Origin of the sequence: Kineococcus sp. DHX-1, from assembly GCF_042473625.1 — a bacterium.
Taxonomy (GTDB): Bacteria; Actinomycetota; Actinomycetes; order Actinomycetales; family Kineococcaceae; genus Kineococcus.
The window spans coordinates 2,955,942-2,975,685 of the sequence record NZ_CP170445.1; the positions used below are offsets into that span (position 1 = coordinate 2,955,942).

Annotated in this window: 18 protein-coding genes; 8 read left to right on the forward strand and 10 right to left on the reverse strand. The window is 74.0% G+C overall.

The features are described from left to right. Positions 1-6: 6 nt before the first annotated feature. The gene (locus tag ACFEMC_RS14210) at positions 7-1,308 is read right to left on the reverse strand and encodes an extracellular solute-binding protein (protein WP_380170233.1); all 1,302 of its coding nucleotides are present in this window, start codon (positions 1,306-1,308) and stop codon (positions 7-9) included. Positions 1,309-1,480: 172 nt separating this feature from the next. Between ACFEMC_RS14210 and ACFEMC_RS14215 the strand changes: the two genes are divergently transcribed. Both ACFEMC_RS14215 and ACFEMC_RS14220 read left to right on the forward strand, forming a co-directional pair. Next, positions 1,481-2,905, forward strand: a complete 1,425-nt coding sequence (locus ACFEMC_RS14215; RefSeq protein ID WP_380170234.1) for a class II fumarate hydratase — start codon at positions 1,481-1,483, stop codon at positions 2,903-2,905. Between the two features lie 37 nt (positions 2,906-2,942). Beyond that, complete coding sequence (locus ACFEMC_RS14220) at positions 2,943-4,541, forward strand: cation:proton antiporter (protein WP_380170235.1); 1,599 nt, start codon at positions 2,943-2,945, stop codon at positions 4,539-4,541. A 109-nt stretch (positions 4,542-4,650) separates the two neighbouring features. Here ACFEMC_RS14220 and rpsD read toward each other — a convergent pair whose 3' ends face one another. Then, complete coding sequence (rpsD, locus tag ACFEMC_RS14225) at positions 4,651-5,259, reverse strand: 30S ribosomal protein S4 (RefSeq protein ID WP_367639959.1); 609 nt, start codon at positions 5,257-5,259, stop codon at positions 4,651-4,653. 186 nt (positions 5,260-5,445) lie between these two features. Here rpsD and ACFEMC_RS14230 point away from each other — a divergent pair, with 186 nt between their 5' ends. Next, entirely contained in the window at positions 5,446-6,312 is an 867-nt protein-coding gene (locus ACFEMC_RS14230) for a DUF2470 domain-containing protein (protein WP_380170236.1), read from the forward strand. A 65-nt stretch (positions 6,313-6,377) separates the two neighbouring features. Here ACFEMC_RS14230 and ACFEMC_RS14235 read toward each other — a convergent pair whose 3' ends face one another. The 3 genes from ACFEMC_RS14235 to ACFEMC_RS14245 all read right to left on the reverse strand — a co-directional run bounded on the left by ACFEMC_RS14235 (position 6,378) and on the right by ACFEMC_RS14245 (position 9,972). After that, on the reverse strand, positions 6,378-7,085 hold the full coding sequence (locus ACFEMC_RS14235; protein ID WP_380170237.1) for a hypothetical protein: 708 nt from the start codon (positions 7,083-7,085) through the stop codon (positions 6,378-6,380). A 417-nt stretch (positions 7,086-7,502) separates the two neighbouring features. Then, positions 7,503-8,846, reverse strand: coding sequence for a PhoH family protein (locus ACFEMC_RS14240; RefSeq protein WP_380176793.1), 1,344 nt, complete (start codon positions 8,844-8,846; stop codon positions 7,503-7,505). Positions 8,847-9,210: 364 nt separating this feature from the next. Then, positions 9,211-9,972 carry an isoprenyl transferase gene (locus ACFEMC_RS14245; protein WP_380170238.1) on the reverse strand — a complete coding sequence of 254 codons (762 nt, stop codon included), beginning with the start codon at positions 9,970-9,972 and terminating at the stop codon, positions 9,211-9,213. A 134-nt stretch (positions 9,973-10,106) separates the two neighbouring features. Between ACFEMC_RS14245 and ACFEMC_RS14250 the strand changes: the two genes are divergently transcribed. Beyond that, positions 10,107-10,796 (forward strand): hemolysin III family protein, encoded by a 690-nt coding sequence (locus ACFEMC_RS14250; RefSeq protein ID WP_380170239.1) that lies wholly within the window; start codon positions 10,107-10,109, stop codon positions 10,794-10,796. A gap of 4 nt (positions 10,797-10,800) precedes the next feature. Here ACFEMC_RS14250 and ACFEMC_RS14255 read toward each other — a convergent pair whose 3' ends face one another. Further along, a complete protein-coding gene (locus ACFEMC_RS14255; RefSeq protein WP_380170240.1) occupies positions 10,801-12,849 on the reverse strand; it encodes a thioredoxin domain-containing protein in 2,049 nt (682 codons plus the stop codon). 58 nt (positions 12,850-12,907) lie between these two features. Here ACFEMC_RS14255 and ACFEMC_RS14260 point away from each other — a divergent pair, with 58 nt between their 5' ends. After that, on the forward strand, positions 12,908-13,873 hold the full coding sequence (locus ACFEMC_RS14260) for a Gfo/Idh/MocA family protein (RefSeq protein ID WP_380170241.1): 966 nt from the start codon (positions 12,908-12,910) through the stop codon (positions 13,871-13,873). Here ACFEMC_RS14260 and ACFEMC_RS14265 read toward each other — a convergent pair. Then, positions 13,864-14,142, reverse strand: a complete 279-nt coding sequence (locus tag ACFEMC_RS14265) for a hypothetical protein (RefSeq protein ID WP_380170242.1) — start codon at positions 14,140-14,142, stop codon at positions 13,864-13,866. The two genes, ACFEMC_RS14260 and ACFEMC_RS14265, sit on opposite strands and share 10 nt — an antisense overlap. Then, complete coding sequence (gene mca / locus ACFEMC_RS14270; protein WP_380170243.1) at positions 14,139-15,023, reverse strand: mycothiol conjugate amidase Mca; 885 nt, start codon at positions 15,021-15,023, stop codon at positions 14,139-14,141. Before mca ends, ACFEMC_RS14265 begins: the two co-directional genes overlap by 4 nt. Positions 15,024-15,169: 146 nt before the next feature. Between mca and ACFEMC_RS14275 the strand changes: the two genes are divergently transcribed. After that, positions 15,170-15,610, forward strand: coding sequence for a DUF4307 domain-containing protein (locus tag ACFEMC_RS14275; RefSeq protein WP_380170244.1), 441 nt, complete (start codon positions 15,170-15,172; stop codon positions 15,608-15,610). A gap of 123 nt (positions 15,611-15,733) precedes the next feature. Then, complete coding sequence (greA, locus tag ACFEMC_RS14280; RefSeq protein WP_380170245.1) at positions 15,734-16,231, forward strand: transcription elongation factor GreA; 498 nt, start codon at positions 15,734-15,736, stop codon at positions 16,229-16,231. A 68-nt stretch (positions 16,232-16,299) separates the two neighbouring features. Here greA and ACFEMC_RS14285 read toward each other — a convergent pair whose 3' ends face one another. Continuing rightward, complete coding sequence (locus ACFEMC_RS14285) at positions 16,300-17,493, reverse strand: AI-2E family transporter (protein WP_380170246.1); 1,194 nt, start codon at positions 17,491-17,493, stop codon at positions 16,300-16,302. Between the two features lie 135 nt (positions 17,494-17,628). Here ACFEMC_RS14285 and ACFEMC_RS14290 point away from each other — a divergent pair, with 135 nt between their 5' ends. Further along, positions 17,629-19,056, forward strand: coding sequence for a sigma 54-interacting transcriptional regulator (locus ACFEMC_RS14290; RefSeq protein ID WP_380170247.1), 1,428 nt, complete (start codon positions 17,629-17,631; stop codon positions 19,054-19,056). Here the strand turns inward: ACFEMC_RS14290 and ACFEMC_RS14295 are convergent. Beyond that, positions 19,053-19,703 (reverse strand): rhomboid-like protein, encoded by a 651-nt coding sequence (locus ACFEMC_RS14295; protein WP_380170248.1) that lies wholly within the window; start codon positions 19,701-19,703, stop codon positions 19,053-19,055. The two genes, ACFEMC_RS14290 and ACFEMC_RS14295, sit on opposite strands and share 4 nt — an antisense overlap. Positions 19,704-19,744 lie beyond the last annotated feature (41 nt).

Below are 19,744 nucleotides of genomic sequence, written 5' to 3' on the forward strand. Positions count from 1 at the left end.
GAGAGCTCACAGCAGCTTCTCCCCTCGGAGGACCTCGGTGATGTACTCCTGGGAGGAGGCCGGGGTGTCCTGCGAGACCGACGAGACCGGCTGCCACCGGTCGGCGATGCCCTGGCTGACCTCGTTGTAGTAGGCCGTCTGCGGACGGGGCGACGCGGCCTGCAGCGACGTCCGGATCGTGTCGTACATCGGGTACGCCTCCTGCACCGTCGGGTCGTCGTACACCGACTCCAGCGCGGCGGGGTTCCCGTCGGAGACCATGTAGGCCGCCTGGTTCTTCTCGGAGATGATGCAGGACACCGCCTGGAAGGCCTGGTCCTGGTGCTCGCTGAACGCACTGACCCCGATGTCGATCCCGCCGAGCGGCGGTTTCGACTCCGTGCCCGCCGTCATCTCCGGGTAGGTCGTCCAGCCGTAGTCCTCGAAGACGGCCTTGTCCATCGTGCCTTCCTCGGCCGCGGACTTGCCCTGGGCGTAGACGAACGGCCAGTTCACCATGAAGTCGGCGCCGCCCTGCTGGAACAGGTTCGCGGTCGCGGCCTCGTCGCGGTTGTCGATGCCGGGCCCGCCCACCCCCGCGGCGGTGATGTCCTGCATCACCTTCGCGGCCGCCTTGCCGGCGTCGGAGTCGATGCCGAGGCGGATGTCCGGTCCCTTGGCGTCGGGGTTCTCGATGACCTTGCCCCCCGCGGAGGCGATCATCGCGTTGACCCACACCGTCATGGACTCCGCCCGCTGTCCCTGGACCCCGATGGCGGTGCCCTGCGCCTTCGCCGCGGCGATGACCTGCTCCCACGTCACCGGCTTGGTCATGTCCAGGCCCGCGGCCTGGGCGACCGACTTGCGGTACCAGAGCAGCTGGGTGTTCGCCCAAAACGGCGCCGCGACCAGCTCGTCCTTCCAGGTGGCCCCCTGCACGGCCCCGTCGACGACGCCGTTCGACCACTGCTGCTGCAGGTCCGCGGGCACCTTGGCCAGGAACCCCGCCTCGGAGGTCTCCGGCACGAACACCGGGTCCAGGCTCATGAGGTCGATCGAGGAGTCGTTGCCCGCCAGGCGCCGCATGAGCTGCTCGCGCTGCGCGGCCGCGTCGCTGGGCAGGATCGAGACCTTGATGTCGTAGGCGCCGTTCGAGGCGGCGCTGCACTCCTGGGCGATCTTCTGCTGCCCGCCGTTGTCCGGGTTGATGTACCAGTTGAGCGTCGGGGTGCCCGACGCCGTGCTCGATCCGCCACACGCCGTGAGACCGCTCGCGAGCACCGTCGCAGCGCTCAGGATCCCCAGCCGGGTCCGCCATCGGCCAGCCACAGGCCCTCCTCCGACTCCGTCGTCCTTGCTCGTGACCTTGCTGTGGACCACAGCTACACCGGTCCTCCACACGGCGCACGCCGAGCGGGACCCGTTCGGAGGATCGTTGAGGGACCGTGATCCACACCACCGGGTGCCCCGTCCCGTGGGGGCTGTTGGCAGGATGTGGCCCATGGCCAGTGAAGCCCCCTCCCAGACCGGCGCGCCCAGCGAGGCGCAGTTCCGCATCGAGCACGACACGATGGGGGAGGTCAGGGTCCCGGCGGCCGCGAAGTACCGCGCGCAGACGCAGCGGGCCGTGGAGAACTTCCCGATCTCGGGCACTCCGCTGGAGCGCGCCCACATCGAGGCCCTCGCCCGCATCAAGAAGGCCGCCGCCCTGGCCAACGCCGAGCTCGGCGTCCTGGAGCGCGACCTGGCCCAGGCCGTCGCCGACGCCGCCGAGGAGGTGGCGACCGGTCGCTGGGACGGGGAGTTCCCCGTCGACATCTTCCAGACCGGCTCGGGCACGAGCTCGAACATGAACGCGAACGAGGTCATCGCCACGCTGGCCACCGAGCGCCTCGGCTCGGCCGTGCACCCCAACGACCACGTCAACGCCTCGCAGTCCTCCAACGACGTCTTCCCGACGTCGGTGCACGTGGCCGCGACCTCCGCCGTGGTCAACGACCTCGTCCCGGCCCTGAGGCACCTGCGGGACTCGCTGCAGCGCAAGGCCACCGAGTGGGCCGACGTCGTGAAGTCCGGCCGCACCCACCTCATGGACGCCACCCCGGTGACCCTGGGCCAGGAGTTCGCCGGCTACGCCGCGCAGCTGACCCGCGGCATCGAGCGCGTCGAGGCCACCGTCGTCCGCGTCGCCGAGGTGCCGCTGGGCGGGACGGCCGTCGGGACGGGCATCAACACCCCGCCCGGCTTCCCCCAGCGCGTCATCGAGCTGCTCGCCGCGGACACCGGCCTGCCGCTGACCGAGGCCGCCGACCACTTCGAGGCCCAGGGCGCGCGCGACGCGCTCGTCGAGCTGTCCGGCGCCCTCAAGGTCGTCGCCGTGAGCCTGACGAAGATCTGCAACGACCTGCGCTGGATGGGGTCCGGCCCGCGCACCGGTCTCGGCGAGCTGCGGCTGCCGGACCTGCAGCCGGGGTCCTCGATCATGCCGGGCAAGGTCAACCCCGTCGTCCCCGAGGCGACGCTCATGGTGTGCGCGCAGGTCGTCGGCAACGACGCGACCGTCGCGTGGGCCGGGGCCAGCGGCTCCTTCGAGCTCAACGTCCAGATCCCCGTCATGGCCCGCAACGTCCTGGAGTCCGCGCGCCTGCTCGGCAACGCCTCGCGGCTGCTCGCCGACCGGACGGTCGACGGCCTCGAGGCCGACGTCGAGGCGTGCCGCCGGTTCGCCGAGTCCTCCCCCTCGATCGTGACGCCGCTGAACCGCGTCATCGGTTACGAAGCAGCGGCCAAGGTGGCCAAGCACGCCGTCGCAACCGGCTCGACCGTGCGCGAGGCCGTCGTCGACCTCGGCTTCGTCGAGCGCGGCGAGGTGAGCGAGGAGCAGCTCGACACCGCCCTGGACGTGATGTCCATGACCCACCCCTGACCCGCCCCCAGGACGGGCAGCGACGACACTGGGCCGGGTGTTCGCCCAGCTCCTCGTCGTCGTCTTCGCCGCCCTCGCCCTGACGATCGTCGCCTCCCGGCGCGGCTGGCAGCCCCCGCTGCTGCTGGCCGTCGCCGGGGCGGCCGTCTCGTTCGTGCCCGGCGTCCCGCGGGTGGAGCTGTCGCCGGAGGTCATCCTCTCGGTCGTCCTGCCCCCGCTGCTGTTCTCCACGACGCAGGACTTCTCCCTCACCGGCTTCGTCCGCCGCTGGCGGTCCATCACCAACCTCGGGGTCGTCCTCGTCGTCGTCACGACGGCCGTCGTGGGCCTGGTGGCGAGCCTGGCCATCCCGTGGATCACGTTGTCGATGGCGCTCGTGCTGGCGGCGGTCGTCTCCCCGCCGGACGCCGTCACGGCCGTCGCCATCGGAGGACGGCTCGGGCTGCCCACGCGCGTCCTGAACACCCTCAAGGGCGAGAGCCTCGTCAACGACGCCGCCGCCCTGACGCTGTTCTCGGTCACCGTCGCCTCGGCGACCCACTCCGCCGGTGACCACCACCTGCCGTCGAACCCCGTGCTGTTCTTCCTGGCGACGTCGGCGATCGGCGTCGCGACGGGGTTCGCGCTGGGGCACGTCGCGGCGTGGGTCCGCGCCCGGCTGACCGAGGCCTCGCTCATGACGGCCTTCGCCGTGCTGCTCCCCTTCGCGGCCTACGGCCTCGCCGAGGTCGTCGAGGGGTCCGGGGTCCTCGCCGTCGTGACGGCCGGGTTCGTCCTGTCCCGGCACTCCCTGGCCGCGCTCTACGCGACGCGCATGTCGGAGCGGGAGTTCTGGAACATCCTCGACGTCCTGCTCGAGGCCTTCGTCTTCGCCTACCTCGGGCTGCAGTTCCACTTCCTGCTCGCCGACGCCGTCACCGACGGCGCCCGTGCGGTCGAGCTGCTCGTCGCCGGGGTCGTCGTGCTGGCGGCCGTCGTCCTGGTGCGCCTCGCGTGGATCGTCGCCGGCGGGTTCGTCATGCGGAACCTGTTGCACGGCAGGTTCTCCCCCGGCGGCCGCCACTTCAGCCCGGCCGAGGACGTCGTGCTGGCCTGGACGGGGATGCGGGGCGTGGTGACCCTCGCCGCCGCGGCCGGTCTGCCCGAGGACTTCCCGCACCGCGCCGACCTGCAGGTCCTCGCCTTCGTCGTCGCCGTGGGCACGCTGCTGCTGCAGGGCTCGACGCTGCCCGCCCTCATCCGGCACCTCGACCTCGACACCACCCGTGAGGAGGCCTGGCGCGACGCCGAGCACCGCAAGGCCCAGCGCCTCGTCCGCGACAGCATGGTCGAGGTCCTGCGGGCCGCGCGCGAGGAGACGACCGACGAGACCGAACGCCACTGGGTCGACACCGTCCTGGCGCGCGCCGACCGCAGCGCGCAGGACCGGGCCGCGGACGCCGAGGAGGTCGAGGGCCGCACGAGCCGCGCCCGGCGCGCCGTGGAGCTGCGCCGGGCCGTCCTCGTCGCACAGCGGCAGGCCCTCGTCGCCGCCGAGGAGTCCGGCGACCTCGACGAGGACGCCGTGCGGGAGGTGCTGGAGCAGCTGGACCTCGACGAGGCCTCGCTCGTGCACCGCGGGTCCTCCCGCCTGTGAGGAGCTCTCCGAACGGCACGGAACGGCACAGGGCGCCGGCCCCCTCGCGGGAACCGGCGCCCTGTGGCGTCGTGCGGGTGGTGCTGGTGGTGCTGGTGGTGCGGCAGGCTCAGCGCGAGTAGTACTCGACGACGAGCTGCTCGTCGCAGGTCACGGGGATCTGCTCGCGGACCGGGAGGGCGTTCACCGTGGCGGTGAGGTCCTCGCGCTCCACGGACAGCCAGCCCGGGATCTCGTTGTCGCTCCAGCCACCCTCGCGGGCGACGATGAACGGCGTCTTGGCCTTGGAGCGAGGGGCGACCTCGACGACCTGGCCGGGGACGACGCGGAACGACGGACGGTCGACGCGACGGCCGTCGACGACGATGTGGCGGTGCACGACCATCTGGCGGGCCTGGTAGATGGTCCGCGCGAAGCCGGCACGCCACACGACGGCGTCCAGACGCGTCTCGAGCAGCTGCACCAGGTTCTGACCCGTCTTGCCCGGCTTGCGCTTGGCGAGGTCGTACGCACGGCGCAGCTGGGTCTCGCTGACGTCGTACTGGTAGCGCAGACGCTGCTTCTCACGCAGCTGCGTCGCGTAGTCCGACGCCTTCTTCTGCTTGCGGCCGTGCATCCCCGGGGGGTACGGACGGCGGTCCATGAAGCGGGCGGCCTTCGGCGTGAGGGCCACCCCGAGCGCGCGGCTGATGCGCACCTTGGGTCGGGCGTTGTTCATTCCACTCTCCTGATCGTAAGGTGAGCCTAGCCAAAGTCGAGGTGGACCCGACTGGCCAGGACGATCGCGCACCGAGGAGGCACTGTGAACCACCGGATCCAGGGGATCGACCGGGCCACGGCACCCGACCCCCGACGTTCGGGGGCTCCGGAGCGCACCGAGTCCAAGCCTACGGCCTCCGAGGCGGTGCCCCCGACCACGCAGGTCCCCGCCCCACGGCGCCCCACCCCGGCGCAGTGGGGCCGCACGCTCGCGGTCGGCACCGTCGCCGGCACGCTCCACCTCCCCAGGGAGGCGCACTCCTGCGGGCACCTCGACCCGTTCGCCCCGGCCCCCACCACCCGCCGCGGCGCCGAGCCGCGCACGCAGCCGTACGCCGTGCAGCACCTCACCGACGCCTGGGGCGGCCTGCTGCTCCTCGTCGACGACGACTCGGCCCTGCACGCGCACCTGCGCGTCCTGGAGGCCGACGCGCGCTGGACCGGCGTCCCGGTCGTCCTCGACGTCCTCGACGTGCCCCCGGGACAGGCGGCGCTGCCGCGGGCCCGGCTCAGCGTGACGGGGTGGGTCGAGTCGATCCTGCCGGCCGACCAGCGCCGGGTGGCCCAGACCGCGGCGGCCGTCCGCCCGCTGGGAGCGCTCCTGGACGTCGGCAGCACCCGCTCGGTGTGGCGGCTCGAGGTCGCCGACGTGCGCGTCACGACGGCCGACGGGGTGCACCTGGTCCCCGAGGAGGAGTTCACCGCCGCCGCCCCCGACCCGCTGTACGACGACGAGGACGGACTCGTCGCGCACCTGGAGGCCAACCACCGCGACGCGCTCGTGGGCTGGGTCCTGGACACCCTGCCCGCGGAGGACGCCCGGCAGACGCGGGAGGTCGCCGTCGTCGGGGCCGACCGCCACGGCCTCGACGTGCTCGTGACCGTGGGGTCGGGGACGACGACGCTGCGGGCGTCCTTCGCCGAACCGGTGCGCGAACCCCGCGACGTCGTCGGCGCCCTCTGCGGGGTCTTCGGTTGCCCCTGCCGCGCCACGGGACCCGAGGACCACTAGCCCGGACGCACGAGAGCGCGCGACCCCTGGAGGGTCACGCGCTCTCGTGCGTCAGGCGGGAGTGCTCAGTACCAGTTGCTCGCCTTGGAGTGCGACCAGGCGCTGCACGGGTTGCCGTAGCGGCTCTCGATGTAGTTCAGGCCCCACGTGATCTGGGTGACGGGGTTGGTCTCCCAGTCGGCCCCGACGGAGCTCATCTTGCTGCCCGGCAGGGCCTGCGGGATGCCGTAGGCGCTGGAGCTGGGGTTGTCGGCGGTGTAGTCCCAGCCGCTCTCCTTGGTCCACAGCGAGTCCAGGCAGGAGAACTGCGCGTCGTTCCAGCCGCGGTCGGCGACCATGACCTGCGCGATGCTCCTGGGGTCGCGCTGGGCGTTGCGCGTCGCCTCGGCGGCGGCCTGCTGGCGGGCCTCCTCGGCGAGCCGGGCGGCCTCGGCCGCGGCGGCGGCCTCCGCGGCCGCCTTCTCGTCGGCCACGCGCTGGTCGGCGACGGCGCGCACGCTCACCTGGTCGAACCAGGCGGCCGACGTCGTGAGCTGGCGGTCCGCCTGGGCGGCCTGCAGGAGACGGTCAGGGACGGCGGCCTCGGCCTCGGGGGCGGGGCCCGACGTGAGGGCGGCGCCTGCGAGGACGGACGCCGAGACGGCGACGACGGCCGGTGCGGCCAGCCGGGCCGCGAGGCGGCCGCGGGTGCGCCGGGGGCGGGTGGGCCGCTCGGGGGTCTGCGGGGTGCTGGTCTGCTCGTCCGTGAGCGCGTTCGTGCGGTGGGGCGGCAAGCCGGGCCTTCCGACGTTCTCCCGGCCCACGCCCGGTCGAGCTCGACCACCTGCCGGCAGGGCCGCGGCGCTCCGGTGGAGCGCCGCCGTGGGACCCGGACGACCCGTCGGCCACGTCGTGCGGCCGGTCGGTCGACGTCTCCGGAGCAGTGGCTCGCGGCGACGGCCAACAGGTGCTGTCAGGAGGGCACGCTGCCTCGGCGGGCGGTGCCTGGGCAAACGCCCAGAGCCCGTTTCGTCACGGTGAGGTCACGAACTGGCGACGTTCTGTCGACTTTTGTGGAACATCTCACATCACGAGGCGGTCTCGACGGTGTTTCGACGCAGTCGAGAGGCGTCCGGTTCCGGGTCGCGGGTCGGAACCTGCACCGACCGCACCCGGAACCCTCCCGTCCCACCCGTCCCAGGCGCCCCTGTTCAGGCGCCGAAGTCCGCCAGCAGTTCGGTGACGAGCGCGGCGACGGGCGAGCGCTCGGACCGCGTGAGCGTGACGTGGGCGAACAGCGGGTGCCCCTTGAGCGCTTCGACGACCGCGGCGACGCCGTCGTGCCGGCCCACCCGGAGGTTGTCGCGCTGGGCGACGTCGTGCGTCAGGACGACCTTGGACCCCTGCCCGATGCGGGACAGGACCGTCAGCAGGACGTTGCGCTCCAGCGACTGCGCCTCGTCGACCACGACGTAGGAGTCGTGCAGCGACCGGCCGCGGATGTGCGTCAGGGGCAGGACCTCGAGCATCCCCCGCGCGAAGACCTCCTCGACCACGCGCGGGTCGACGACGGCCTCGAGGGTGTCGAAGACGGCCTGGCCCCAGGGCCCCATCTTCTCGGCCTCCGTCCCCGGCAGGTACCCGAGGTCCTGGCCGCCGACGGCGTACAGGGGCCGGAACACGACGATCTTGCGGTGCTCGCGACGCTCCATGACCGCCTCGAGGCCCGCGGCGAGCGCGAGCGCCGACTTCCCCGTCCCCGCCCGGCCCCCGAGGGAGACGATGCTGACGGTCGAGTCGAGCAGGGCGTCCAGGGCGATGCGCTGCTCGGCCGAGCGACCGCGGACCCCGAAGGCCTCCCGGTCGCCCTTGACGACGCGCAGCGTCTTGTCCGCGGTCGTGCGGCCGAGCGCGTGACCGCGCGGCGACGACAGCACGACACCCGTGTTCACGGGCAGGTCGCGCAGTTCGGCCGTCTCCAGGGTGCCGGTGTCGTAGAGGGTCGCCACGTCCTCGGCCGTCGCGGTGAGCTCCACGACGCCCGTCCAGCCGGTGTCGGGGGCCAGCTCGGCGCGGTACTCGTCGGCCGTCAGCCCGATGGCCGACGCCTTGACGCGCAGCGGGACGTCCTTGGAGACGACCGTGACGCGGTGCCCCTCGGCCGCCAGGTTCGCGGCGACGGCGAGGATCCGGGTGTCCCCGGCGGTGGCCAGCGGCCCGGAGCGCAGCGAGGACGGCAGCCCGGCGGTGTCGGAGTGGTTGAGCTCCACCCGCAGGGTCCCGCCCGACTCCCCGATGGGCATCGGCGCGTCGAGGCGGCCGTGCTCGACGCGCAGGTCGTCGAGGCGGCGCAGGGCCTCGCGGGCGAAGTAGCCGAGCTCGGGGTGGTGGCGCTTGCCCTCGAGCTCGCTCACGACGACGAGCGGCAGGACGACGTCGTGCTCGGCGAAGCGGAAGAGCGCGCCGGGGTCGGACAGGAGGACGGAGGTGTCCAGGACGAAGGTCTGGCGGTCGGGATCGGGCTGGAGCGCGCCCGCGCGGGCGGGGGTCGGCACGGAGCTGGTCTGCGAACTGGCCTGCGAACTGGCGTTGTCGACCACGAACGTCTCCCGTTCTCGGGAGCCCGGGACGCGTCCGCGCCCGGACCCCCCTCAGCGGTGGACCGGGACCTCAGGTCGCGGTGCACGGGCGACCCGGGACCGGGCCTCCCCGCTGCGCTGGACAGCTCGCACGGCGACCTCCCGAGCGGGGGGCGGACGCTCCCCGTCTGAGGACGACGCTAGCCGCCGCGGGGCCCGCGCACGGGACGAACACGCGCTGCCGTCTGACGAACGGGTGACGTCTCGGTGACGCGTTCCCCCGCCCTCACCCTCCGTGCCCGGCGGGGGTGGCTCGTCGTCCCACCCGGCCGGGAGGGGGTCACGCGCCGTAGCGGCGCTCGCGGGCGGCGTAGGAGCGCAGCGCCCGCAGGAAGTCGACCTTGCGGAAGTCGGGCCACAGCACCTCGGTGAAGAAGAACTCCGAGTGCGCGGTCTGCCACAGCAGGAACCCCGACAGCCGCTGCTCCCCCGACGTCCGGATGACGAGGTCGGGGTCGGGCTGGCCCTTGGTGTAGAGGTGCGCGGCGATGTGCTCGACGTCGAGGACGTCCGCCAGCTCCTCCAGGGAGGTGCCCCGCTCGGCGTGCTCCAGCAGCAGCGAGCGGACGGCGGCGGCGATCTCCTGGCGGCCGCCGTAGCCGATGGCGACGTTGACGACGCCGGTGGTGATCCCGGCCGTCTGCTCGGCCAGTTCCCGCAGGCGTCCGGCGGTCGGCTCGGGCAGCAGGTCGAGGGCACCGACGGGGTGCACCTTCCAGCGGCCCGTCGCGGCCACCCGGGCCACGGCGTCCTGGACGATGGCGATGAGGGGTTCGAGCTCGTCCGCGGGGCGGCTGAGGTTGTCCGTGGACAGCAGGTAGAGCGTGACGACCTCGATGCCCTCGTCGGCGCACCAGCCCATCACCTCGAGGACCTTGTCGGCGCCGGCGCGGTGGCCGTGCGAGCTGGAGGCGCCGAACGCCTTGGCCCACCGGCGGTTGCCGTCGAGGATGATCCCCACGTGGCGGGGCAGCACGTCCGGGTCCAGCGACCGTTCCAGCCGCCGCCCGTACGCGCCGTAGAGGAGATCGCGGAGGCCCATCGGCGCTCACGGTATACCCGTGCCGCACCCGGTCCCGCGCCCGGTGACGCCCCCGTGGAGGTACTGCGGGAGGTACTGCGGGTGGTACCCGGGTAGCTCCCGGCGGGCGCGTTCGCGCGGTTACGGTCGGAGGCATGTCGGCCGACCTCCCCCACGACGCGACCCGGCCCCTGGCCCCGTCCTTGGACCTGGTGAAGCCGAAGCTGCGCGGGTGGCTGCACGCGGGCACGTTCCCCGCCGCGCTGGCCGCGGGCGCGGTGCTGGTGGCGCTGTCCCCGACGACGGCGACCCGGCTCGCGGCCGTCGTCTTCGCCGTCACGGCGGCCGCCCTCTTCGGCACGAGCGCGCTGTACCACCGCGGCACGTGGACCCCGTCCCAGGCCGCGGTGCTGCGGCGCCTGGACCACAGCAACATCTTCCTCATCATCGCCGGGACGTACACACCGCTGGCGGTCACGACGCTGCCGGGCGACCGGGCGCGGCTCCTGCTGACGCTCGTCTGGGCCGGCGCCCTCGCCGGCGTGGCGTTCCGCGTCCTCTGGATCGGTGCCCCGCGCTGGCTCTACACCCCCGTCTACGTGGCCCTCGGCTGGGTCGCGGTGGGGTACCTGCCGGACTTCGCCGCCGGCGGCGGGACGGCCGTCGCCGTCCTCGTCGCCGCCGGCGGTCTGGCCTACTCCCTCGGGGCCCTCGCCTACGGCACCAAGCGGCCCAACCCCAGCCCCCGCTGGTTCGGGTTCCACGAGGTGTTCCACGCCTGCACCGTGCTCGGGTTCGCGGCGCACGTGGCCGCCATCCTGGTCGCCACCGTCCACCTGCGCTGACGCCTCACCCCCGCGCTCCCACCTGCCGGGCGAGTTCGGCCGGGTCCGTCGTCGGGGCCTGGCACACCATCCCGCGGCACACGTAGGCCGCGGCCCGGCCGTCGACGAGCCCCCGGTGGGCCAGGAGCTCAGGCGCCGTCGTCCCCGGGGTGCCGCGGGTCACGACGAGACCCGGCGCGGTGCCCGCGAGCGCCGTGCGGTGCAGCGCAGCGGTTCCCGCGTCCCCGGCGGCGCCGACGACGGCGACCTCCCGAGGGCCGTCGAGGAGCGCCTCGGCCACCGCCAGCCCCCACCCCGCGAAGCGCGGGGCCGCCGCGGCCACCGCTCCGGACACCGACAGCGCCCGCTCCGCCGCCTCCCGGAACCCCGCGTCGCCCGTCAGCGCGGCGAGGGAGAGCAGTGCCCCCGCGGCCGCGGACGTGCCCGACGGCGTCGCCCCGTCGGAGGGGTCCGACGGCGACCCGGCGCCCGCGCGCGCCGCGGACAGGGCGGGGTCGACGTCCGCGACGTCGACGAGGCCGTCCGCCGTCGTGAAGCGCTCGCGGACCTCCCCTCCGAGCTCGCCCGCCACCGTGGACCAGCGCTCCTCCCCCGTCGCGGCGTGCAGCGCCAGCAGCCCTTCGGCGAGGTCGGCGAGGTCCTCCAGCACGGCCGCGGGAGCACCCACCACCCCGTCGCGCGAGACCCGCCGCCAGCGCCCGTCCACCCGGTGCACGTCGAGCAGGAAGGTCGCCGCCTCCCGCGCGGCGAGCAGCAGGTCGGGGCGGCCCAGCAGCGCGCCGGCCTCGGCGAGCGCGGCCACGGCCAGCCCGTTCCAGGCCAGGACGACCTTGTCGTCCCGGGCCGGCTGCGGCCGGTCGGCGCGGGCGGCGGCCAGGCGCTCCCGGACCCGCTCCCACCGCTCCCGCTCCGGACCGGGGTCGCGCGTCAGCCGGGCCGTCGACGTGCCGTGCTCGAACGTCCCCGCGTCGGTGACGCCCAGCAGGTCCACCGCCCACGGCCCGTCGTCGATCCCGAGGACCTCCACGAGGTCGCCGGGCGTCCACACGTACGTCGCGCCCTCGACCGCGTGCGGGTTCCCGTCGGCGTCGGGGACCGGGGTGTCGGCGTCGAGGGAGGCCGCGAACGCGCCCTGCGGCGTCCGCAGGTCCCGCAGCAGGAACTCGCACGTGAGCTCGGCGACCCGGCGGTGCTCGGCGTTCCCGGTGGCGCGGAAGGAGTGCAGGTAGACGCGCGCCAGCAACGCGTTGTCGTACAGCATCTTCTCGAAGTGCGGGACGACCCAGCCCGCGTCGACGGCGTAGCGCGCGAAACCCCCGCCGACCTGGTCGGCCGTGCCGCTGCGGGCCATCGCGGTCAGGGTCCGCTCGGCCAGCCCCGCCGCCTGCTCCGACCCCGTCCGGGCCGCGTGGCGCAGCAGGAACTCGCACACCATCGACGGCGGGAACTTCGGCGCGCCCCCGAACCCGCCGTGGACGGTGTCCTCCTCGGCCGCGAGTGCCACGACCGCCGCCTCCAGCGCGGCCGCGTCGGGGACGTCCCCGGCGGGCGGGGCCATCGCGCCGAGCGCCGCGGCGATGCGCCCGGAACTGGCCAGGACCTCCTCGCGCCGCTCGCGCCACGCGTCGCCGACCGCGGCCAGCACCTGCCGGAACGAGGGCAGCTGCGGGTGCGGGCGGTCGGGGAAGTAGGTGCCGGCGAAGAACACCGCCCCGTCGGGGGTGCAGAACGTCGTCATGGGCCAGCCGCCCTGCCCGGTCATGGCCGTCGTCGCGGCCATGTGCACGGCGTCGACGTCGGGACGTTCCTCGCGGTCGACCTTGACGCAGACGAAGCCGGCGTTCATCTCCGCCGCCGTCGCCGGGTCCTCGAACGACTCGTGCGCCATGACGTGGCACCAGTGGCACGCGGCGTAGCCGGTGGAGACCAGGACGGGGACGTCGCGCCGGCGCGCGTGCTCGAACGCCTCCGGTCCCCACTCGAACCAGTCGACGGGGTTGTGCGCGTGCTGCAGCAGGTACGGGCTGGTGGACCGGGCGAGTCGGTTCGGCACGTCGTCACCGTGCCACGGACCTCCGACACGGGCCGCCCGGGACCGGTAGCGTCCGGCCGTGCCCTCCGCCCCCCAGCCCCGCCCGGCGCCCACCCGCTTCGCCGTCCTCGGCACCGGTCACTGGGCCCGCACGACGCACGCCCGCGCCCTGGCCGACCACCCCGACGTCGAGTTCGCGGGGTTCTGGGGGCGCGACGCCGGCCACGCCGCGGCGGCCGCCGCGCAGTTCGGCGCGGACTCCTGGAACGGGGACGACGGGTTGGCCGACCTGCTCGCCCGGGTCGACGCCGTGACCCTCGCGCTACCGCCGGACGTGCAGGCCGACCTCGCGGTCCGCGCCGCGGACGCCGGGGTCCACGTGCTGCTCGACAAACCCGTCGCGACCGACCTCGCCGCCGCCGACCGGTTGGTGGAGGCGGTGCAGCGCAACGGGACCGCGTCGGTGGAGTTCCTGACCTACCTGTTCATGCCGGAGATCACGACGTGGCTGGAGCGGATGACCGCGCTCGCCGCCGAGCACGGTCCGTGGGAGGGCGGGGTGTTCCGGTGGGCGGGGTCGATCGACGCGCCCGGGAACCCCTACGGGCAGTCGCGCTGGCGGCGCGAACGCGGCGGACTGTGGGACACCGGGCCGCACGCGCTGTCCATCGTGCGGTCCCTCTTCGACGAGGTCGTCGCGGTGGCCGCCGCCCGCGGTCCGCGCGACGCCGTCGGGGCGACGCTGCAGCACCGGGGCGGCGCCGCGACCACGCTGTCCCTGACGCTCACGGCCCCGCAGGGCGCGGGCGGGTCGTTCGCGACGGTGTGGGGCCCGGGCGGCCGGCACGACCTCCCCAGGTTCCACGACACGGCCGCGCAGGGTTTCGCGCGCGCCGTCGACCGCCTCCGCACGGCGGTGGCGACGGGTGTCCCGGACGCCCTCGACGTGCGGAACGGCCGGGACGCGGTCGCGGTGCTGGCGGCCGTCGAAGCGCACCTGCAGCGCCCCGACGGCACGACCCCGGTGCGCCCGCGTCAGTCCTGAGCCGGTCGGTCCCGGCCCTCCGACGGGGCCGTCGGCGCGGAGGGCGCGGCCGCCGCCGCGCGCTCCTGCTCCTCGAGCCGGGCACGGTGGTTCACCCGCCGGATGCGCCGGGCCATGCTGCGGCCCAGGAAGTACACGGCCACGGCCAGGGCGAACAGCATGACGAAACCCGCCAGCCCCGGGGTGACGAGGTCGGCGTCCACCTTGGGCGTGGCCGACGCGGTGCCGGTGGGCGTCGGAGTCGCGGCCAGCACGAGGGCCGCGATCACGACTGCTCCCGCAGGCCCGCGAACAGGTCGTCCTCGGGCGTCGTCGTCGGCACGTGGCTGATGGCGAGGTGGTAGTCCTCGGTCGGCCACAGCTCGCGCTGCAGGTCCAGCGGGACGCCGAAGAACCAGCCGTCGGGGTCGATCTGCGTGGCGTGCGCCAGCAGCGCGCGGTCGCGCGTCTCGAAGAACTCCCCGCACTGCACGCGCGTGGTGATCTCGAGCTCACGACGCTTGCCGGGTTCCTCCTCGGCGATGCGCTGCATCCACTCCGCGAAGGGCGACTCCTTGCCCTGCGCCAGCAGCGCCTCGTGGAAGGTCCGCATCCGGTCGCGCGAGAAGCTCGCGTGGTAGTAGAGCTTCGACGTCCGCCACGCGGGCCCCGCGTTCGGGAACCGGTCGGCGTCGGCCGCGGCGTGGAAGGCCGCGAAGGACACCGTGTGGGTCATGATGTGGTCCGGGTGGGGGTACCCGCCGGACTCGTCGTACGTCGTCATGACGTGCGGGCGGAACTCCCGGACGACGTGCACGAGGGCGTCGACCGTGAACTCCTCCGGCGTCAGCGCGAAGCACCCCGCCGGCAGCGGGGGCAGCGGGTCGCCCTCGGGCAGCCCCGAGTCGACGTAGCCGAGCCAGCGGTGCTGCACCCCGAGGATGCGGGCCGCCTCGGCCATCTCGTGGCGCCGGTACTCCCCCATGTCGCGCTTCAGCTGCGCGTTCTCCTTCAGCCGCGGGTTGAGCACGTCCCCGCGCTCACCCCCCGTGCAGGACACGACGAGCACCTCGACGCCCTCGGCCACGTACCTGGCCATGGACGCCGCACCCTTGCTGGACTCGTCGTCCGGGTGGGCGTGCACGGCCATGAGCCGCAACGTCTCCGCCACCGTGGCTCCTCTCACACTGTCCAGCGTCGCGACCCCCACGGGTGGGGTGCGACCATCTGTGTCAACCGTTCGCCGACCGTTCGACGTCCATCCTCGCCGATCCGCGGCGCCGCGCCCGCACCGCCCTCCACCTCGGGAGCCACCCTGTGAGTCCCTCCGGGTCCGACGCACCGACCGACGTGCCACCCGACGTGCTGGCCGCGCGCTACGGGCGGCGTCCCCGCCCGGACCGGCCCTGGTACCGGCGCCCGGTCCGCCTCGCGGCGGCCGTCGTCGGCGGGGTGCTGGTCCTGGCCTACGGCGGCTGGCTCGCGGTGTCGCAGTCCCAGGGGCCCTCGTTCACCGAGATCAGCCACCAGGTCGTGGACGACCGCACGGCCGAGATCCGCTTCAGCGTCACCCGCCCCGCCGGGACGGAGGTCCGCTGCCAGGTCCACGCCCTCGACGCGTCGTCGTCCGAGGTGGGCCTCGTCCAGGTCGACGTGCCGGCTTCCTCGGCGACGGACGTCCAGGAGTCGGTGCAGGTCAGGACCACGTCGCGGGCCGTCACCGTGGGCGTCGAGTCCTGCTCAGCGGTGGAGCGCTGAGCCTTCCGGAGCTAGGATCGGCGTTTCGAGTCGCTCGCTCCCGCGGTCGCGGGGCCGGGCGACTCGGTTTTTTGCGCCGGGGCGCAGGAGGCACCCCGACAGGTACGTGACAGGGAGCAGACCGTGAGCGAGACGACCACCGGCAGCACCACGTGGCTGACCCAGGACGCCTACGACCGGCTCAAGGGCGAGTACGAGCACCTCTCGGGTGAGGGCCGCACGGAGCTCGCCAAGCGCATCGAGCAGGCGCGCGAGGAGGGCGACCTCAAGGAGAACGCCGGCTACCACGCGGCCAAGGAGGAGCAGGGCAAGCAGGAGCTGCGCATCCGCCAGCTGCGGCACCTGCTCGAGACCGCGCAGGTGGGCGAGGCGCCCGTGTCCGCCTCCGGCGAGGTCGGCCTCGGCCACGTCGTGACGGTGGAACTGGCCGGGGACGAGATGACCTTCCTGCTGGGCAGCCGCGAGATGGGCGACGCCGCCGGTCTCGACGTCTACTCGGAGAAGTCGCCGCTGGGCTCGGCGATCCTGGGCAGGGAGCCGGGCGACGAGGTCGCCTACACCGCCCCGAACGGCAAGGAGTTCCCGGTCAAGGTCGTGGACACCAAGCCGTACTCCGGCTGACGAACGGACCCCGTCCGGACGTCGCGTCCGGGCGCACCAGCCGCCCTGACGTCGTCCGGGCGGGCTCCTCAGCGCTTGACGGCCTCGCCCTCCGTGCCGCCGGGGGCGTCCTCGTGCTCGGTGCCGTCGTTGGGATCCGGCTCGTCCGGTGCCAGGGGCGCGTCGGAGTCGGCGATCTGGGCGGTCTCGGCGTCGGGCCGGCCACCGCGGGCCAGCGCCGAGATCCCCGACTTCAGCACCGCCACCGTCGGCACCGCGAAGAGCGCACCGACGATCCCGAAGACCGACGCTCCGCCGGCCACCGCGAGGATGACGGCGAGCGGGTGCACCGAGACCGCGCGGCCCATGAGGAACGGCTGCAGCAGGTGGCTCTCGATCTGCTGCACCAGGATGACGACGCCCAGCATGATGAGTGCGGTCACGAAGTCGTGCGCGACGAGGGCGACGAGCACCGCGACGGTCCCCGACAGCAGCGCCCCGACGATGGGGATGAAGGCGCCGAGGAAGACGACCAGACCCAGCGACGTGGCCAACGGGACCTGCAGGACCGCCGCACCGATCGCCACCCCGACGCCGTCGGTGAACGCCACGATGATCGTCGCGCGCATGTAGTGCGTCAGCGTCACCCACGACTGGCGCGAGGCGCCGTCGAGCGGCTCGCGCGCGGGCACCGGGAGCAGGTGCAGCAGCCAGGACCAGATGCGCCGGCCCTCGAGCAGGAAGAAGAACGAGGCGAACAGGCAGATGAAGAAGCCCGCGATGACGTGCGTGGCCGTCGCGACGACGCCGGTCGCCCCGGCGATGAGGGTCTCGCGGTTCGCCGAGATGGCGTTCTCCGCCTGCTGCACGTAGTCAGAGATCGCCGTCGAGGTCAGGTGCAGGGGTCCGGTGGAGAGCCAGTTCTCCACCTCGGTGACGCCCTGGGTGGCCTGCCGCTGCAGCTGCGGGAACTGCTCGGAGGCCTGCGAGCTCACGATCGTGACGAGGCCGGCGACGACGCCCGCCGTCACCAGCAGCGTCACGAGGACCGCCAGCCCGCGGGGGAAGCGGGCGCGTCGGTGCAGGAGGTTGACCAGCGGGGAGAGCAGCGCGGTGACGAGCATCGCGATGAGGACCGGGATGACGATCTCGGAGACGAAGCTCAGCCCGTACGCCAGCAGCACGACACCGGCGACCACGACGATGAAGCGCCAGGACCACTCCGCCGCCAACCGCATCGCGGGGCTGACGTAGGGGCGCTGGGCGGGCGGCGACGGTTCCACGGGATCATCCTGCCCGTCCGGCGGGCCCGGAGCGCGACGTGGGGCGCACCGCCACGAGTCCGTCACACGCGCCCGTGCGGCCCGGTGGACCGGCACCCGTAGCCGATCGACGCAGGCGGACGTAGGTTCGCCCGTGTGAGCACCCGCGAGACTCCCACGCTCCCCCTGCAACCCCCCGCCGACCTCCCCCGCACGCTCGGGGCGCTGCGCGCCTCCGGCCACGAGCACCGCTCCGTCAAGGAGGAGCTGCGGGCCAACCTCGTCGAGCGCCTGCGCGCCGGCGAGGACCGCTTCCCCGGTGTCGTCGGCTACGAGGACACCGTCGCCCCCGAGCTCGAGCGTGCCCTGCTGGCCGGGCACGACGTCGTCCTGCTCGGCGAACGCGGCCAGGGCAAGACCCGGCTGCTGCGCTCCCTGGTCGGCCTGCTCGACGAGTGGACCCCGGTCATCGAGGGCTCCGAGCTCAACGAGCACCCCTACGCCCCGCTGACCCCCGCGTCCCGGCGCCGGGTCGTCGCCGAGGGCGACGACCTGCCGGTCGGCTGGCTGCACCGGTCGCTGCGCTACGGCGAGAAGCTCGCCACGCCCGACACGTCCGTCGGCGACCTCATCGGCGACGTCGACCCGGTCAAGGTCGCCGAGGGCCGCACGCTCGGGGACCCCGAGACGATCCACTTCGGCCTGGTCCCGCGCACCAACCGCGGCGTCTTCGCGATCAACGAGCTGCCCGACCTCGCCGAGCGCATCCAGGTCGCCCTGCTCAACGTGCTGGAGGAGCGCGACATCCAGGTCCGCGGGTACCAGCTCCGGCTCCCGCTGGACCTGCTGCTCGTCGCGAGCGCCAACCCGGAGGACTACACCAACCGCGGGCGGATCATCACCCCGCTGAAGGACCGGTTCGGCGCCGAGGTCCGCACCCACTACCCGCTCGAGCTGTCGATGGAGGTGGACCTCGTCCGGCAGGAGGCCGCGACGGTCGCCGAGGTGCCCGAGCACCTGCTCGAGGTCATCGCCCGGTTCACGCGCGGCGTGCGCGAGTCCCCGTCGGTCGACCCCGCCTCGGGCGTCTCGGCCCGGTTCTCCATCGCCGCCGCCGAGACGGTCTCGGCCGCCGCGCTCCGCCGGCACGCCCTGTCCGGTGAGCAGACCGGTCCGGTGGCCCGCGTCGGGGACCTGCACACCGTCGTCAGCGTCCTCGGCGGCAAGGTCGAGTTCGAGCAGGGCGAGGAGGGCCGCGAGGTCGAGGTGCTGGAACACCTGCTGCGCACGGCGATCGCCGAGACGTACCGCTCGTTGCTGGGCGGCGCGGAGCTGTCGGGCTTCTCCGAGCTCGTCACCGAGGGCCGGACCATCGAGACGGGCGACCTGGTGCCCGCCGAGCGGCTCCTGGAGCAGGTCGGGACGGTGCCCGGCCTCGCGCAGGTGCTGGAGCGGCTCGGGCTGGCCGACGCCACCCCGGGCCGGGCGGCCGCCGGCGTGGAGTTCGTGCTGGAGGCGCTCCACCTGACCCGCCGCCTCGACAAGCTCGTCCTCGACGACGGCCGGACGGTCTACGGCAGCTAGGCCCCCGGGGCGGCGCAGGACCGGGTCACGGGTTGGGCCCCGCGGTGCACGAGGACCGCGAGGCCGAACCCGATGACGAGCGCCACGATGTGCCCCAACGCCGTGAAGTCCGGTTCCAGGAGCAGGACCGCCACCAGCCCGGCGAGCGGCAGCAGGCAGGTGGGCAGCCGCGCCCACCGCGGGACGCGCGCCACGAGGAGCCCCACCATGCAGGCCAGCCCGTAGCTGACACCGACGTCGGGGGCCCGCGCCACCGACGGGTCGAGCCGGCCGTGGGTCAGACCGGCCGCGAGGACGGTGGCGACGACGAGGGTGGCCCCCACGTGGCCGAAGCCGAACGCGACGACGGTGGCCGCCCGTCCCAGCCAGCGCTGCACGAGGACCAGCCCCGCCGCGAGCGGGACGAGGATCAGCAGCCCGGACTTCCCCGGGACGACGACCGAGGACAGCACGAGGACCCGGAACGGCGAGCGCCGCAGGTTCACGAGGTTCGTGCTCGACTCCTGCACGAAGCGCGCCCGGTCGGGGTGGGACTGGGTGTGCAGGGCGACGAAGACGCCCAGCACGACGAGGACGTAGAGGACGGCCAGGTCGACGCCGCGGGGAACCCCGTGGACGCGACCCCGCCACCGCTGGAGGGTGCGCACCGGGTCAGTGTCGATCACCGGCCCCCCGCGCACCCGGTGAG